At 61.9% G+C, this 15,936-nt stretch carries 19 protein-coding genes; 16 read left to right on the top strand and 3 right to left on the bottom strand.

Annotated features, from left to right (window positions below; translation table 11 throughout):
• Positions 1 to 129 precede the first annotated feature (129 nt).
• Positions 130 to 519 carry a VOC family protein gene (locus tag KI613_RS20435; RefSeq protein WP_226402961.1) on the bottom strand — a complete coding sequence of 130 codons (390 nt, stop codon included), beginning with the start codon at positions 517 to 519 and terminating at the stop codon, positions 130 to 132.
• 269 nt (positions 520 to 788) lie between these two features.
• Positions 789 to 2,405 carry a helicase HerA-like domain-containing protein gene (locus KI613_RS20430; RefSeq protein WP_226402959.1) on the bottom strand — a complete coding sequence of 539 codons (1,617 nt, stop codon included), beginning with the start codon at positions 2,403 to 2,405 and terminating at the stop codon, positions 789 to 791.
• 159 nt (positions 2,406 to 2,564) lie between these two features.
• Between KI613_RS20430 and KI613_RS20425 the strand changes: the two genes are divergently transcribed.
• The 8 genes from KI613_RS20425 to ruvB all read left to right on the top strand — a co-directional run bounded on the left by KI613_RS20425 (position 2,565) and on the right by ruvB (position 8,765).
• Positions 2,565 to 3,290, top strand: a complete 726-nt coding sequence (locus KI613_RS20425; protein ID WP_226402957.1) for a YebC/PmpR family DNA-binding transcriptional regulator — start codon at positions 2,565 to 2,567, stop codon at positions 3,288 to 3,290.
• A 72-nt stretch (positions 3,291 to 3,362) separates the two neighbouring features.
• A complete protein-coding gene (locus KI613_RS20420) occupies positions 3,363 to 3,839 on the top strand; it encodes a hypothetical protein (RefSeq protein WP_226402955.1) in 477 nt (158 codons plus the stop codon).
• Between the two features lie 8 nt (positions 3,840 to 3,847).
• Positions 3,848 to 4,375 (top strand): 3'-5' exonuclease, encoded by a 528-nt coding sequence (locus KI613_RS20415; protein ID WP_226402953.1) that lies wholly within the window; start codon positions 3,848 to 3,850, stop codon positions 4,373 to 4,375.
• Positions 4,376 to 4,381: 6 nt separating this feature from the next.
• Positions 4,382 to 5,233 (top strand): DMT family transporter, encoded by an 852-nt coding sequence (locus tag KI613_RS20410; RefSeq protein ID WP_226402951.1) that lies wholly within the window; start codon positions 4,382 to 4,384, stop codon positions 5,231 to 5,233.
• On the top strand, positions 5,230 to 5,769 hold the full coding sequence (gene ruvC, locus KI613_RS20405; RefSeq protein WP_226402949.1) for a crossover junction endodeoxyribonuclease RuvC: 540 nt from the start codon (positions 5,230 to 5,232) through the stop codon (positions 5,767 to 5,769). Before KI613_RS20410 ends, ruvC begins: the two co-directional genes overlap by 4 nt.
• 289 nt (positions 5,770 to 6,058) lie before the next feature.
• A complete protein-coding gene (gene ruvA, locus KI613_RS20400; RefSeq protein ID WP_226402947.1) occupies positions 6,059 to 6,640 on the top strand; it encodes a Holliday junction branch migration protein RuvA in 582 nt (193 codons plus the stop codon).
• On the top strand, positions 6,640 to 7,695 hold the full coding sequence (locus KI613_RS20395; RefSeq protein ID WP_226402945.1) for an AI-2E family transporter: 1,056 nt from the start codon (positions 6,640 to 6,642) through the stop codon (positions 7,693 to 7,695). The genes ruvA and KI613_RS20395 overlap by 1 nt, the downstream gene beginning before the upstream one ends.
• A complete protein-coding gene (gene ruvB, locus KI613_RS20390; RefSeq protein ID WP_226402943.1) occupies positions 7,692 to 8,765 on the top strand; it encodes a Holliday junction branch migration DNA helicase RuvB in 1,074 nt (357 codons plus the stop codon). Before KI613_RS20395 ends, ruvB begins: the two co-directional genes overlap by 4 nt.
• On the opposite strand, the gene KI613_RS20385 is transcribed toward ruvB, so the two are convergent.
• The gene (locus tag KI613_RS20385) at positions 8,766 to 10,250 is read right to left on the bottom strand and encodes a sensor domain-containing diguanylate cyclase (RefSeq protein ID WP_226402941.1); all 1,485 of its coding nucleotides are present in this window, start codon (positions 10,248 to 10,250) and stop codon (positions 8,766 to 8,768) included.
• A gap of 126 nt (positions 10,251 to 10,376) precedes the next feature.
• On the opposite strand from KI613_RS20385, the gene ybgC reads away from it, so the two are divergent.
• The 8 genes from ybgC to queE are packed head-to-tail and all read left to right on the top strand — an operon-like array spanning position 10,377 to position 15,929.
• A complete protein-coding gene (ybgC, locus tag KI613_RS20380; protein WP_310493251.1) occupies positions 10,377 to 10,799 on the top strand; it encodes a tol-pal system-associated acyl-CoA thioesterase in 423 nt (140 codons plus the stop codon).
• Positions 10,796 to 11,473, top strand: coding sequence for a protein TolQ (gene tolQ / locus KI613_RS20375; RefSeq protein ID WP_226402939.1), 678 nt, complete (start codon positions 10,796 to 10,798; stop codon positions 11,471 to 11,473). Before ybgC ends, tolQ begins: the two co-directional genes overlap by 4 nt.
• 3 nt (positions 11,474 to 11,476) lie before the next feature.
• Positions 11,477 to 11,884, top strand: a complete 408-nt coding sequence (gene tolR, locus KI613_RS20370; RefSeq protein ID WP_226402937.1) for a protein TolR — start codon at positions 11,477 to 11,479, stop codon at positions 11,882 to 11,884.
• 6 nt (positions 11,885 to 11,890) lie between these two features.
• Complete coding sequence (locus KI613_RS20365) at positions 11,891 to 12,670, top strand: energy transducer TonB (protein ID WP_226405792.1); 780 nt, start codon at positions 11,891 to 11,893, stop codon at positions 12,668 to 12,670.
• A 22-nt stretch (positions 12,671 to 12,692) separates the two neighbouring features.
• Complete coding sequence (tolB, locus tag KI613_RS20360) at positions 12,693 to 13,973, top strand: Tol-Pal system beta propeller repeat protein TolB (RefSeq protein ID WP_404827020.1); 1,281 nt, start codon at positions 12,693 to 12,695, stop codon at positions 13,971 to 13,973.
• Between the two features lie 25 nt (positions 13,974 to 13,998).
• Complete coding sequence (pal, locus tag KI613_RS20355) at positions 13,999 to 14,544, top strand: peptidoglycan-associated lipoprotein Pal (RefSeq protein ID WP_226402933.1); 546 nt, start codon at positions 13,999 to 14,001, stop codon at positions 14,542 to 14,544.
• 5 nt (positions 14,545 to 14,549) lie between these two features.
• The gene (gene ybgF, locus KI613_RS20350) at positions 14,550 to 15,290 is read left to right on the top strand and encodes a tol-pal system protein YbgF (protein ID WP_226402932.1); all 741 of its coding nucleotides are present in this window, start codon (positions 14,550 to 14,552) and stop codon (positions 15,288 to 15,290) included.
• Complete coding sequence (queE, locus tag KI613_RS20345) at positions 15,291 to 15,929, top strand: 7-carboxy-7-deazaguanine synthase QueE (protein WP_226402930.1); 639 nt, start codon at positions 15,291 to 15,293, stop codon at positions 15,927 to 15,929. It begins immediately after the preceding gene.
• Positions 15,930 to 15,936 lie beyond the last annotated feature (7 nt).

Below are 15,936 nucleotides of genomic sequence, written 5' to 3'. Positions count from 1 at the left end.
ATAAATGGCCCAAAAATGAAAATGGCGCAGGAGGTTCTGCGCCATTTCTTTGTTTTGAGTTGCTTAGGAAGTCAAAATCACGTCGGCCGATTTCTCATATTCTCAGCGCTTGGAAGAGGGCTGATTTGTTTAGGCCGGCTGGCGGGCGTAGCTGACAGTGAGGATTTCCCACTGATGGCCGTCGGGCTCGTTCCAGTAAATCATGTTGCCACCGTAGTCGGTGTTGATCTGCCTGTCCATCGGACCGCCGACGCGGCTCCGGTACGGGATGCCGGCCGCCACGATGCGGCCGAGAATGGCATCGAAATCTGCCGGGCTGACCCGGAAGCAGTAGTGATAAACCGGAAAAGACTCGGCCGTCTCGATGAAATCGAGGGTCAGCCCGTCATTGACATAGACCGGCGAGAACGGGCCGAGCCCGCTGGCCGCCCACGGAACGCCGAGCAACTCCGCCAGCAGCTTTGCCGACGCCACCTTGTGGTGCGAGGGAACGATGCTGTGATCCAGTTCGATGGTCATGATCTCCTCCTTTGCCGGCAAGAGGCGGCGATAACTACCGCGGGCGCCAAATCCCGACCAAGGTTTGACCACGGAAATGAGCGAAATATCTCAGGGCTGCCATTCGTGTTTTATCCTGCCCGTGAGTTATAGGGGGCAGCCTCTTTCCTGCGTTGAAAGCACCGGGTTCCATGAAAAACGCCTCCCGGAGGCAGCGTTTTGATTTTTCGTTGATTTTTCCAGTTGACCGTGGCAAACCAGAAAAAGGCGGCGTATTGCTGCCCTGTGCCTCAGCGTCGCCCGCCGAGTATGGAGCCGAGCACCCCGCGCAAAATCTGCTTGCCGATTTCCCGACCAACCGTTCCGGCGACACCGCGCGCAGCGCTTTTGGCTGCGCTTTCGAGCACGCCTTCACGGCGCCCGCCGCGCGGGCCGGTACTCCCCGTCAGGATTTCGCCAATGCTGCCGAAAATGCCGCCGGATTCCTGCGGCGCCGGGGCGCTCTGGCGGGGTTGCGTGGCGGGTTCGCGGCGGGCGGGCTCCTGGTTGGCGCTGTTGCCCCAGTCGCTGTCGTTGAGCTTGCCGTTGCCGGCCGGGGCGGGGATGGCGCCGGGGGCGGGCTGGGTGGCGGCGGGTTTGCCGCGCAGGATTTCGTAGGCGGATTCGCGGTCGATGGTCTGGCCGTAGGTGGCGAGCAGCGGGCTGGCTTTGATGATGGCCTGGCGCTCGGCGGCGGTCAGCGGGCCGAGGCGGGAGGCGGGCGGGAAGATGAAGCCACGCTCGACGATGGTCGGCCGGCCTTTTTCGTCAAGGAAGGAGACCAGCGCTTCGCCGACGCCGAGTTCGGTGATGGCCGTGGCGGCGTCGAATTTCGGGTTGGCGCGCATGGTTTCGGCGGCTGCCTGGACGGCTTTCTGGTCGCGCGGGGTGAAGGCGCGCAGGGCGTGCTGGACGCGGTTGCCGAGCTGGCCGAGGATTTTTTCCGGGACGTCGAGCGGGTTCTGCGTGACGAAATAGACGCCGACGCCCTTGGAGCGGATCAGGCGAACGACCTGTTCGACCTTGTCGGTCAGCGCCTGCGGCGCGTCGCTGAACAGCAGGTGGGCTTCGTCGAAGAAGAAGGCGAGCTTGGGCTTGTCGAGGTCGCCGGCTTCGGGGAGTTGCTCGAAGAGTTCGGAGAGCAGCCAGAGCAGGAAGGTTGAGTAGAGGGCCGGGGCCTGCACGAGCTTTTCGGCGGCCAGCACGTTGATGACGCCGCGGCCGTTTTCGTCGACTTTCATGAGGTCGTTGATGTCGAGCATTGGCTCGCCGAAGAACTGGTCGCCGCCTTGTTGTTCGAGCGTCAGCAGGCCGCGCTGGATGGCGCCGATGGAGGCCGAGGCGACGTTGCCGTATTCGGTGGTGAAAGTCTTGGCGTTGTCGCCGACGTGCTGGACCATGGCGCGCAGGTCCTTGAGGTCGAGCAGGAGCAGGCCTTGGTCGTCGGCGATCTTGAAGACCAGTTGCAGGACGCCGCCTTGCGTGTCGTTGAGGTTGAGCAGGCGGGCGAGGAGCAGCGGGCCCATGTCGGAAACGGTGGCGCGGATCGGCACGCCGTTTTCGCCGAAGACGTCCCAGAAAGCGACCGGGTTGGCGTAGGGGGCGAAGCCTTCGAGACCGAGTTCGGCAATGCGCTTGAGCAGCTTTTCCGAGGGATTGCCGGCGGCGCCCATGCCCGAGAGGTCGCCCTTCACATCGGCCATGAAGACCGGCACGCCAGCAAACGAGAGCCGTTCGGCCATCGATTGCAGGGTCACCGTCTTGCCGGTGCCGGTGGCGCCGGTGATCAGCCCGTGGCGGTTGGCCATCTGCGGCAGCAGGGCCGGGTAACCGTCTTCGGATTTGGCGAGATACATCGGTTCGGACATGGCAAAAGGCTCCAGCGGGAAAGGTATTCCGGCATTCTAGCAACGCCGCGATAGCGCTTTGTTAAATAGCGTAAGTTGGCGTGCTACGCCGGCCTGACGAGAAGCCTCGGGGCGAGTAAAATCACGCCTTCTTCGTTATTTGCATTCAGGGAAAACAGCATGGCTGGTCATTCCAAGTGGGCCAATATCCAGCACCGTAAAGGTCGCCAGGACGAGAAGCGCGGTGCCGCCTTCTCCAAGATTGCCAAGGAAATTACCGTTGCGTCCAAGATGGGCGGCGGCGACATCAACTTCAACCCGCGCCTGCGCGTCGCGGTCGACAAGGCCAAGGGTGTCAATATGCCCAAGGACAAGATCGACACGGCGATCAAGAAGGGCACGGGCGAACTCGAAGGTGTCGAGTACATCGAGATCCGCTACGAGGGCTACGGCATCGGCGGCGCGGCGATCATGGTCGACTGCCTGACCGACAACAAGGTGCGCACGGTGGCCGAAGTTCGCCACGCGTTCTCCAAGTTCGGCGGCAACATGGGTTCCGACGGCTGCGTCGCTTTCCAATTCAAGCATGTCGGCCAGCTGATTTTTGCGCCGGGCACCGATGAAGCGGCGCTCATGGATGCCGCCATCGAAGCCGGCGCCGACGACGTGACGACCAATGACGACGGCTCGATCGAAGTGCTGACCCCGCCCAACGACTACATGGCCGTCAAGGACGCGCTCGAAGCCGCCGGCTTCAAGCCGGAATTCGGCGAAGTGACGATGAAGCCGGAAGGCGAAAACGTCTTCGCCGGCGAGGAAGGCGTCAAGATGCAGAAGCTGCTCGACGCGCTGGAAAACCTCGACGACGTGCAGGAAATCTACACCACGGCAGTCATCGAAGACTGATGTGCAGCGAGGTGCGTCGCCCTCGGGTGGCGCACCTCGACCCCGCCTTGCCGTTGCAGCCAAAGGACTTCCATGAATCTTCGTTCGCTTGCCCTTGCCCTGTTTGCTGCCACGCTGAGTCTTTCGGCCTCTGCCGCTCAGCTTGCCTGCCCTGAGCTGGCCGCCGCCGTCCAGGTCAATGCCTGCCCGAGCGAAGAAGAGCTCAAATTCACCTACAACGGTTATTGCAGCGACAACGCCAAGGCCTATGCCAATCAGACCGATTCATGCGTTCGCTTTGAGGACTATCGCCAGATGAAGAACACGGCGCGCTGGGAATCGAAGGATGGCGAGTTCGACGGTTATGTCTCCTGCGATCTGCCGGCCGACAAGTTCAAGGTGCTCAAGGCGACGAGCATGAAGGTCGTGGCGCAGGGCAAGCTGACCAAGCTGGTGTGCTCCTACCCGAGCGGCATCAATTTCACCTACCGGACCAAAGGCGCCTGCAAACTGCTCGATGAAAAGGCCTGCGCCGCCGATGCGGCCAACTGCAAGGCGAGCTGCGGCTGAAACCCGAGATGTCCGGTGCCCGGCAGGCCATGACCTTGCCCATCATCATCGACATCGAAGCCTCGGGCTTCGGCAAGGGCAGCTATCCGATCGAGATCGGCTATTTCATGCCGGACGGCAGCTCGTTCTGCACGCTGATCCGTCCGGAGCCGGGGTGGACGCATTGGGATAGTTCGGCCGAGGCGGTGCATGGCATCGCCCGCGAACAACTGGCCAGCTACGGAAAATCCGCCGTCGAAGTCTGTCTGGCGCTCAACCGCAGCCTGCGTGGCCAGCGCGTTTATTGCGACGCCTGGTCCTACGACTATGTCTGGCTCAGCCTGATGTACGACGCGGTCGATCTGGTGCCGTCATTCGAGTTCCGGGACATCCGCGAGCTGTTGTCCGAGTGCGAGAAAACCCTGTGGCACGCTACCCGGGCAGCGGTTGAAGTGCGGCTGGCGCTGCGTCGCCACCGGGCCAGCGGCGATGCGCGAACCCTCTTTGAAACCCTGCTCGAAGCACGCCAGCAATGCGCTGGCGACCTGATCGTCTGACCAGCCGTGCAACGCATTTACCCCCTGCTTTTTGTCTTCCTGTGGAGCACCGGCTTTATCGGCGCCAAGCTCGGCCTGCCTTACGCCGAGCCGCTATCCTTCCTGCTCTCCCGCTACGGGCTGGTCATCACGCTGATGCTGATCATCGCGCTGGCGACCCGGGCACCGTGGCCGGAGAAGCGGCGCGACTGGCTGCACATCGGGGTTTCCGGCGTATTAGTCCACGCTGTTTATCTCGGCGGCGTCTTCGTCGCCATCAAGCACGGCCTGCCGGCCGGGGTGACGGCGCTGGTCGTCGGCATGCAGCCGCTGCTGACGGCTTTTGGCGCTGGCTGGCTGCTAGGCGAGAAAGTGAGCACTCGCCAATGGGCCGGGCTCGGGCTGGGTTTTGTCGGTGTCGGCCTGGTCGTTTCGGGCAAGCTCGGCGATGGTGCGTTGGGGCCGATGCTGATTCCGGCTGTCGTCGCGCTGCTCGGCATCACGGCCGGCACGCTCTACCAGAAACGCTTCTGCCCGAAGTTCGACCTGCGCACCGGCTCGGTCATCCAGTTCGTGCCGACTGCCATCGTCACGGCGATTGCCGTGGCGGTTTTCGAGGATTACCGGATCGACTGGAACGGCCAGTTCATCTTCGCCCTCGGCTGGCTCGTGCTGGTTCTCTCGCTCGGCGCCATCAGCCTGCTCAACTTGCTGATCCGCAGCGGCAGCGCGGTCAATGTCGCCGCCCTGTTCTACCTGACGCCACCGACGACGGCCCTGATCGCCTATTTCATTTTTGGCGAAAATTTGACGTTGACCGCAGCATTCGGCATGGTCGTGGCCGTGAGTGGCGTTTATCTGGTGGCGAGGACGAAATGAGCATTGCAGCACCGCGTATTCTTGGCATCGACCCCGGCTTGCGGATCACCGGGTTTGGTGTCATCGAATTGCACGGCAAACAGCTCGTTTATGTCGCCAGCGGTTGCATCAAGTCGAACGACAAGGAGTCGCTGCCCGACCGCATCAAGACGCTGTTCGCCGGCATCAGCGAGGTCATCGCGACCTATGCGCCGAATCAGGCAGCGGTGGAAAAGGTCTTCGTCAACGTCAATCCGCAATCGACCCTGCTGCTTGGCCAGGCGCGCGGCGCGGCGCTCAGCGCGCTGGTCCATGCCGGATTGCCGGTGGCCGAATACACGGCGCTGCAGACCAAGCAGGCCGTCGTCGGCCACGGCAAGGCGGCCAAGGAACAGGTCCAGGAAATGGTGATCCGCCTGCTCGGCCTGCCCGGCGCGCCGACCGCCGATGCCGCCGATGCGCTGGCCTGCGCCATCTGCCACGCGCATGGCGGGCAAGGCCTGGGGGCGCTGGCGACGGCCGGCTATCGCGTTCGTGGCGGACGGCTGGTAGGGTAATCCTTGAAACCTCAATTGACCGCTTATCCATCATTGTGCGGCCGCATGGGCACTAACAGTTGTGCCTTCGCTATGATTCACCCAATAGGTGATAGCGCTACGTGGCTGTTGGCACATCCGGTCGGGCGCCCGGCTTTGTCGCTCCTTCTTGCAGGCATGAGCCTGCCGCGGCGTCGCTTCGCGCCGGCCATCCCGCCCAAATGGTCCAACAGCCACGTTCAACTGAGGTTTCAAGGATGATAGACTGTGTGAAATTACAGTACTTTCTCCAGAAAGAGATGACCCGGAAATGATCGGAAGACTGACCGGCCTGATCGCCGAAAAGAACCCGCCGCAGATCGTGCTCGACCTCAACGGCGTCGGCTACGAGCTCGATGTGCCGATGAGCACCTTCTACAACCTGCCGGCGAGCGGCGAGAAGGTCACGCTGCTCACCCACTTCGCGGTGCGCGAGGATGGTCATTTTCTCTACGGCTTCCTGAGCGAAGCCGAGCGCTTCGCCTTCCGCCAGTTGCTCAAGGTTTCCGGCATCGGCGCCCGGACGGCGCTTTCCGTGCTCTCCGGTCTGTCGGTGGGCGACCTCGCTGCCGCCGTGGCGCAGCAGGAACTCGGTCGGTTGATCAAGGTGCCCGGCATCGGCAAGAAGACGGCCGAGCGCCTGCTGCTTGAACTCAAAGGCAAGCTGGCCGACACGATCGGCGGCGTTTCGCTGCATGCTGCGGTCGACGATGCCAAACAGGATATTTCCAACGCCCTGCTCGCCCTCGGCTATAACGAGAAGGAAGCGGCCGCGGCGATGAAGCAGCTGCCGGCCGACATCGGCACCTCGGATGGCATCCGGGCTGCCCTCAAACTGCTGTCGAAAGTCTGATGATCGAAGAAAGCGACCCCAAACGGCTGGCGCAGATGGCGCTGGTGGTGCTCCTCATCATCGGCTGTATTGCGCTCCTGCTGCCCTTCATTGGCGCCGTGCTGTTCGCCTTTGTCGTGTGGATGTGCACCTGGCGCTTCTACGCCGAAAAACTGCTGCCCCGACTGGGCGGGCGCGATACGCTGGGCGCCTCGCTGATGACGCTGGCGCTGGTTTTGGTCATGTTGCTGCCGACCCTGTTCCTGGCCGGTTCGCTGGCCAATGGCGCCGACAACCTGATCGATTACCTCAAGCCTTATATCGAGCAGGGCCTGCCGGCCGAACCCCCGGTCTGGCTGAGCGGCCTGCCATTCTTCGGTACGGAAATCGAGACCAGCTGGCATCGTCTGGCCGGCAATCGAGAGGAACTCAATGGGCTGGTCAAGCAGATGATCGCGCCGGCCCGCCAGTTTGCTCTTGCCCTCGGTGGCATCGCGGCCAACGGCCTGCTGCAACTGGCGCTGGTCCTCTTCGTGACCTTCTTCCTCTATCGCGACGGTGCGGCGATCAGCAAGGCGCTCTACGTCGGCGCCCGCAAGCTCGGCGGCGAACTCGGCGAAAACATGATGGACAAGGCGCGTGGCACGGTGGTTGGCGTCATGCTCGGCATCGTCGGTACGGCGGCGGCACAGGGCACGGTGGCGATGATCGGTTTCCTGATCGCCGGTGTCCCGGAGCCGATGCTGCTGGGTTTTGCCACCTTCTTCCTGTCGATGATCCCGATTGGTCCACCGCTCATCTGGGGCGGCGCTGCAGCCTGGTTGTACAGCGACGGCCAGACCGGCTGGGCAATCTTCATGGTGCTCTACGGCCTGTTCGTGATCAGCAGCATCGACAATTTCGTCAAGCCGATCCTGATTGCGCGCGGTGCCGGTCTGTCGATTCTGCTCATCGCCCTCGGCGTGCTAGGCGGCGTGCTGGTCTTCGGCTTCATCGGCATCTTTCTCGGCCCGGTATTGCTGGCGCTTGGCGACATGCTGCTGCAACGCTGGCTGCGTGAGGAACCTTTCGTATGATCGAAACCGACAAACTGAGTCCCTCAGCGATTCCCACGGTCGACCGGATAATTGCCCCAAATTCGAAATCAGCCCAGGAAGAGGCGCTCGAACGCGCCCTGCGCCCCAAGCGGCTGGCCGACTACACCGGTCAGGTCAAAATCCGCGAACAGCTCGAAATCTTCATCCAGGCCGCTCGTCAGCGCAGCGAATCGCTCGACCACGTGCTGCTCTTCGGGCCGCCGGGGCTGGGCAAGACGACGCTGGCCCACATCGTTGCCGCCGAAATGGGCGTCAATCTGCGCCAGACGTCCGGCCCGGTGCTCGAACGGGCCGGCGACCTCGCCGCCATCCTGACCAACCTCGAACCGCACGATGTGCTGTTCATTGACGAAATTCACCGGCTTTCCCCGGTCGTCGAGGAAATCCTCTACCCGGCGCTCGAAGATTTCCAGATCGACATCATGATCGGCGAAGGCCCGGCCGCCCGTTCGGTCAAGCTCGACTTGCCGCCGTTCACGCTGGTCGGCGCAACGACCCGCGCCGGCATGCTGACCAACCCGCTGCGCGACCGCTTCGGCATCGTCGCCCGGCTGGAGTTCTACACGGCCGAAGAACTGAAGAGCATCGTCAGCCGTTCCGCCGCACTGCTCAACGCGCCGATCGATCCGGAAGGCGCCTTCGAAATTGCCAAGCGCTCGCGCGGCACGCCGCGCATCGCCAACCGGCTGCTCCGCCGCGTCCGCGACTACGCCGAGGTCAAGGCCGACGGCAACATCACGCGCCAGGTGGCCGATGCCGCGCTGGTCATGCTCGATGTCGATTCGGCCGGGCTCGACATCATGGACCGCAAGCTGCTGTCAGCCATCATCGACAAGTTCGGTGGCGGTCCGGTCGGCGTGGACAACATCGCGGCCGCCATCGGCGAAGCGCGTGACACCATCGAGGACGTGCTCGAACCCTACCTGATCCAGCAAGGCTACCTGCAGCGCACCCTGCGCGGCCGCATCGCGACGCCCGCCGTCTATCGCCATCTCGGTCTGGCCGAGCCGGCCAGCGCGGTCGTTCGCGATTTGCTGGCCGATAGCTGATCAGGCAGCGCTGTCGCTCGGAGCGGAGTCAGCCCCGGCCATGCAGACACGATTGCGTCCGGCAGCCTTGGCCGCATAGAGTGCCGCGTCGGCCCGACTCACCGTATGGTCGATAGACTCGGTGCCATCGAACTGGGCGACGCCGATGCTGACTGAGGTCAGAATCGAAGGCGTGCTCGGGCACGGATTGCTTTCCGCCACCGCCAGACGGAGTTTTTCGGCGATCTGGCGGCCCTCTTCGGCAGCGCAGCCGGGCAGTACCATAAGAAACTCCTCGCCGCCCCAGCGCACGGCGAAATCGGCTGCCCGCAGTGTCGAGCGCAGCCGGTGGGCGATGCTAACCAGTATCTCATCGCCAATGCGGTGGCCATAACGGTCGTTAATTGTCTTGAAGTCGTCAACATCGGCGAGCAGGACGGTGATGGCTTGCGGATTGCGCCGATAGTTGGCCATCAGCTTGTCGATCAGGATGCTGAAGGCATGCCGGTTGAGGAGTCCGGTCAGCTTGTCGGTCGAAGCCATTTCCTCGATTTTCGTCTGATAGCGGCCAAGGGCGAGATAGGTCAGGAAAATGACGACCAGCGTGACGGCCAGGCTGATCGCCAGATTGACATAAAGGGTCTGGCGAATGCCGGCCAGCGAAATATCCTCGTTTTGCTCGACGAACAGGTACCACTTGAGTTCGGAGACGTAATTGACGTTCAGAATGTGATTGTCGCCGTCATCGAGGAACTGGTAGGAGCCGCTTCGTTCGGCCAGGATGCGGTCAAGGATCGCGGCCATCCCCGGTCGACCGCGCAGATCGGGCGCCTGGCCTTTCTGGCCACCATGGAGGACAACGCGACCGGTGGCGTCGGCAAAGTAGATGGTGCGCTGGAAGCGGGCCTGATACTCCTGGATCAGGCGGCGAACCGAATCGACGGTCAGGCCGATGCCGGTGGCGCCGATGTATTGCCCGGCAAAATCGGCAACGCGGTAATTGATGAAAATGGTCAGCTTGTCGTTGTTGGCGAGATCGGGATCGACATTGATTTCGTAGTCGTCCTGCATGTTGCGCACCCGGTAGTACCAGGCATCGCGCGGCTCGGATTCGGATACCTGCTTGAAAGCGCCTTCGCCGGTGTAGTAATTCCCGGTCTTGTCGGAGACGAAGAAGCTGCTGAAAGCTCTGTTGCGCAGTTTGACCTCGGCCAGGTAACGGGCCAGCTCGCCGACATCCTTTTCGCCCCTGAGCACCCATTCGCGCAGGAAAGTATCGTGGGCCATGGTGGACGAAATGAGAACCGGCCGGACCAGATCCTTCTGGATTTCGGAATAGATGTTGCTGGAGGTCAGCGGCAGATCCTGGCCGATGATGGCGCTGCGGATGGCTTCCTTGGAGACGAAATAGCCGAACAGCGTTGTGGCGAAAAAGCCGGCACTGAGGACCAGACTCAACAGCAGGATCAGGCTGCGTCGATCAATGATTTTGAAATGACGGGGCATAGGCTCGATTATGTGGGACGGTAGCCGGGAATGCCATGCATTCGGATTGTTTTGTCGGCGAGAAAAATATTGGTCTGGAAACAGATCGTTACAAAACAATGTTGCGGCGCAATGTAAAATCCCGGGATGAAATACGAGCCGAAATCCAACGCCTTCACCATTCCCGTCCGCGTTTACTACGAGGATACGGATGCTGGCGGTGTTGTTTACTACGCCAATTACCTCAAATTCTTCGAACGCTGCCGCACCGAGTGGATGCGTTTTGCCGGCCACGACCAGTCGGCGCTGGCCGCCGAAGCCGGCATCGGTTTCGTCGCCCGCAAGGCGAGCTGCGAATACCTCAAGCCGGCGCGCCTCGACGACGAATTGATCGTCGGTCTTGAAGTCGAAAAACTGACCCGCGTCCGCGTTGTTTTCCGCCAGCATGTCCGCCGCGGCGATGTTGAACTGGTCACCGGCACCGTCGAAATCGCCTGCGTCAACATGGCCACCATGACGCCCTCCGCCATCCCCGAATTCCTGCACAGCAAACTGGAAGCGCTTAAATGAACGTCACCCAGGATCTTTCCATCCTCCACCTCATTCTCCAGGCCAGCGCGGTCGTCCAGGCCGTCATGGCCTTGCTCGCCGGCGTCTCGTTCATGTCCTGGTACTACATTTTCATGAAGTGGTTTGCCGTCAGGCAGGCGCGCACCAAGACCGAAACGTTCGAGCGCGATTTCTGGTCCGGCGGCGACCTCAACAACCTGTTCAACAGCGCGGTCAATGACCGTCACCACGCCGGTTCGATGGAGCGCATCTTCGAGTCAGGCTTTCGCGAATTCACCAAGCTGCGCGGCCAGAAGAACCTCGAGTCCAAGGACATCGTCGACGGTTCCCGCCGTGCCATGCGTGCCACCTACCAGCGCGAGATGGATTCGCTCGAAGCGCATCTCGCCTTCCTTGCTTCCGTCGGTTCGGTCAGCCCGTACATCGGCCTGTTCGGCACCGTCTGGGGCATCATGCACGCCTTCCGCGGCCTGTCGAATGTTGGTCAGGCTACGCTGGCTTCGGTTGCTCCGGGCATCGCCGAAGCGCTGGTTGCCACGGCCATCGGCCTGTTCGCGGCGATTCCAGCCGTGCTCGCCTACAACCGCTTTTCGCATGATATCGACCGTCTGGCGACGCGTTACGAGAGTTTCATGGAAGAATTCTCCAACATCCTGCAAAGGCAGATGCGTTAAGCCATGCGCCAGCGTCGTCTAAAAAGCGAAATCAACGTCGTTCCCTACATCGACGTCATGCTCGTCTTGCTCGTCATCTTCATGGTGGCGACGCCGATGATGACGACTGGCTCGGTCGATCTGCCAGCCTCGGGAACGGCGCCGCAGAAGCCGGACAAGTACGTCAAGGTGCAGATCAAGGACGACGGCAGCCTGTCGCTGTTCAGCATCAAGGGTGATGAAACCAAGCTCAAGGGCATCAAGGATCTCAAGGCGCAACTGACGGCCCTGAATGATGCGGACAAAAATACCCCGATCCTGATTGCCGGCGCCAAGGAAACCCAATACAAGAACGTCATCGAAGTGCTCGACGAAGCCAAGCGCGCCGGGTTCCAAAGAGTCGGCCTGGAAACTGCCAGCGCCAGCAAATAAGTGGAAATGATCCTCGACAAGCCCGAAGAGCCCGGCAAGAAGTACGCGCTGGCGTTCACCATCCTGGTGCACGTGGCCTTGCTCGCTTTTCTGTTCTTCGGGGTGCAATGGAAACGCAGCAAGCCGGAGGTCATGGAGGTCGAGTTGTGGTCGCCGCGCCCGATGCCGGCGCAGTACGTGCCGCCTCCTCCGCCACCGCCCGAGCCGGTAGTGAGACCGGAACCGCCGAAACCGATACCCAAGGTCGAGCCGGTGCTGAAAAAACCGGAAATCGTGGTCAAGGAAGAAAAGAAGAAGCCGGAGCCGAAAAAGCCCGAGCCCAAACCCGAGCCGCCCAAGCCCGAGCCGAAAAAGCCTGAACCCAAGCCCGAGGTCAAACCGCCGCCCAAATTCGATTTCAGCAAGGAACTGTCGCGTGAAACGGCTGACCTCAAGCCGCGCCCGAATACCCAGCAACTGGCCAATGCCGCGGCGGCCGAGGCTGAGCAGCGGGCGTCGTCGAACAAACGCGGACTGGCCGATTACGCGAGCAAGATTCGCGGCAAGATTCGCGGCAATATCGTTTTGCCGCCTTCGATTCAGGGTAATCCGGAAGCTGTTTTCGACGTCAGTCAGTTGCCGGGCGGCGAAGTCCTCGACGTCAAGCTGAAACGATCGAGCGGCAATCCGGCGCTGGATACCGCTATCGAGCGCGCCATCCGCAAATCCTCACCGTTGCCCAAGCCGGACGACCCGTCGCTGTTCAAGCGGGAACTGGAAATCAAATACAAGCCGTTAGAAGAGTAAAATCGCGCGACCCCTTATGAAAATGAATGCAATGTCCCCAATTTTCCGTTTCATTTTTCTGGCTTTTTTCCTGTTGACCGCAGGATTTGCCCAAGCCCAATTGTCGATCGAGATTACCGGCGCCGGTGCCAACCGGATTCCGGTGACGATAGTCGATTTTCCCGGCGACCCGACCGCTTCCCGCGTCATCACGTCGACCGTGCGTTCCGATCTTGAGCGCAGCGGCCTGTTCAAGCTGATCGATCACAGCAACCTGACTTTCGACGAAAACGCCCCGATCAATCATGCTGACTGGAAGAGCAAGGGCGCCGACGCGCTGGCTGCCGGCAGCATCGCGCGCAGCGCCGACGGTCGCATGGAAGCCCGCTTCCGCCTCTACGACACGCAAAAGGGTGTGTCGCTCGGTGGCGCCGCCTACGTTACCAGCAACGCCCAGTTGCGTGCCGCCGGCCACCGTATCGCCGATTTCATCTACGAAAAGCTGACCGGCGAAAAGGGTGTCTTCTCGACGCGTATCGCCTACGTCGTTAAGGCGCGCGGCCAGTTCCTGCTGCAGATCGCCGATTCGGATGGCCAGAATGCGGCGACCGCGCTGACCTCGATCGAACCGATCATTTCCCCGGTCTGGTCGCCGGATGGCGGCCGTCTGGCCTATGTTTCCTTCGAGAAAAAGAAGCCGGTCATCTACGTTCATTCGCTGGCTTCGGGCCAGCGTCACATCGTCGCCAATTTCAAGGGCTCCAACTCGGCACCGGGCTGGTCGCCGGATGGTCGCAAGCTGGCCGTCGTCTTGTCGAAGGACGGCTTCTCGCAGCTTTATTCGGTCAATGCCGACGGCAGCGGCCTGCAGCGCCTGACCCAGTCGTCGGGCATCGACACCGAGCCGCGCTATTCGGCCGATGGCGGCACGATCTATTTCACCTCTGACCGCGGCGGCAGCCCACAGGTTTACCAGATGGCAGCCAGTGGCGGTGATGTCCGCCGCGTCACCTTCGAGGGGAGCTACAACGTCTCGCCGCGTCCGTCGCCGGACGGCAAGAGCCTCGCTTTCATCAGCCGCCGTGAAGGCCGCTTCCAGCTTGCCGTGATGGATCTGGCCAGTCGCCAGGTCCAGGTGGTGAGCGATTCGAACAAGGACGAATCCCCGAGTTTCGCCCCGAATAGCCGCATGATCCTGATCGCCACTGAAGTTGGCGGTCGCGGCGTACTATCGGCTGTCTCCAGCGATGGCAGGATCAAACAACGTCTCACGGTCGCCGCGGGTGATGTGCGCGAACCGGCCTGGGGCCCTTACTATCAATAATCCTCACATCCATCCGGAGAACTTTGTGAAAAAACTGCTAATCCCCGCCCTGCTGTCCGCCATTCTCGTCGGTTGTTCGACTACCCCGCTGCCGGAAGATACCGCCGGTGCCCCGGTTGAATCGCGCAGCGGTGCCTCTACCGGCGTCGCCTCAGTGACTGCCAGCGGTGTTGACGCCAACGGCCTGCCGCGCGAACTGACCGACCCGAAGAGCAAGCTGGCCCAGCGCAGCATCTATTTCGACCTCGACAAGTATGAAGTCAAGGACGAGTACAAGGATCTGGTCGCTTCGCACGCCAAGTACCTGAGCGCCAACAAGGGCTTCAAGGTACTGCTGCAAGGCAACACCGACGAACGCGGCAGCCGCGAATACAACCTGTCGCTCGGCCAGAAGCGGGCTGAAGCCGTCAAGCGTTCGCTGACCCTGCTCGGCGTTTCGGAAGCTCAGATCGAATCCGTCAGTCTCGGCGAAGAAAAGCCGAAGGACGCCGGTCATGACGAAGCTGCCTGGTCGCAGAACCGTCGTGCCGACATCCTGTATAAGGCTGCCGACGGTCGCGGCGAGTTCTAAGCATCATGCGCCCGGTTCGAATCGCCCTTTTTATCGCCGCGTTGGGGGCTGCTCAAGCCCACGCCGGCGTGTTTGACGACGAAGAAGCGCGTCGCCAGGTTGCCGATCTGCGGATCAAGACCGAGGCGCGATTCGACCAGCAGGCTAAGGGCCAGCTGGATCTGGCCAGCCAGATCCAGCGCCAGGCCGACGAGATTTCCCGCCTGCGCGGCCAGATCGAAACGCTCAATTACGAGCTCGAGACGGCCAAGAAGCGCCAGCAGGACTTCTACCTCGACCTCGATACCCGCCTGCGCAAGTTTGAAACGGCCGACAGTGCGAATGCCACGGTCAACCCGGAAAACGGGCCAAATTCCAAACCGGCCACCGACCCGGCCAAGGAAAGCCAGGAGTACGAAGCCGCCCTGAACCAGTTCAAGGCCGGCAAGTACAAGGATGCCGCCGCCGGTTTCACCACCTACGTGCAGAAATATCCGGCCAGCTCGCTGGCCCCCAACGCTCAATACTGGCTCGGCAACGCCTGGTACGCCCAGCGCGACTGCAAGCGCGCCATCGAGGCACAGAGCGTGGTTACCACCAAGTACGCCGACAGCGCCAAGGCGCCGGATGCCTGGCTGGCCATCGCCACCTGCCAGCAGGAGCTGGGCAACCCGACGGGCGTCAAGCGCTCGCTCGAAACGGTCATGACCAAGTACCCGGGAACCCCGGCTGCCGATACGGCCCGCGATCGCCTGAAGAAGAAGTAATTGGCTTTACGTCTCACTGAAATTTTTTACTCCCTGCAGGGCGAGGCGTCGCGCGCCGGCCTGCCGACCGTTTTCGTCCGCCTGACCGGCTGCCCTTTGCGCTGCACCTGGTGCGACACGACCTACAGCTTTAGCGGTGGCGAACCGGCAACGGTTGAGTCCGTGCTGGCCGAAGTCGGCAAATATCCGGCCCGCCAGATCTGCGTCACCGGCGGCGAGCCGCTGTCGCAGAAGGACTGCCTGCCGTTGCTGACGGCGCTCTGCGACGCCGGTTACGACGTTTCGCTGGAGACCTCAGGGGCGCTCGATGTCACTGGCGTCGACCCGCGCGTGGCGCGGATCATGGACCTCAAGGCGCCGGACTCCGGCGAGTCGGCCAGGAACTTGTGGAGCAATCTCGACGTCCTCAAGCAACGCGACGAGATCAAGATTGTCATCGCCTCGCGCGGCGACTACGAGTGGGCGCGCGATGTCTTGCGCGACCGACAGCTCGACCGTCTCTGTTCGGTCCTTTTATCGCCGGCCGGCGGACTCATCGAGCCCCAGTCGCTGGCCGACTGGATACTCGAAGATGGCCTCAACGTGCGCTTCCAGCTGCAACTGCACAAGCTGCTTTGGGGTAACATGAAGGGAAAATAAAGGAGGA

This window comes from Ferribacterium limneticum, assembly GCF_020510585.1.
Lineage (GTDB): Bacteria > Pseudomonadota > Gammaproteobacteria > Burkholderiales > Rhodocyclaceae > Azonexus.
Note: the sequence above shows the minus strand (reverse complement) of the source record. Positions and strands in the feature narration are given on the sequence as shown.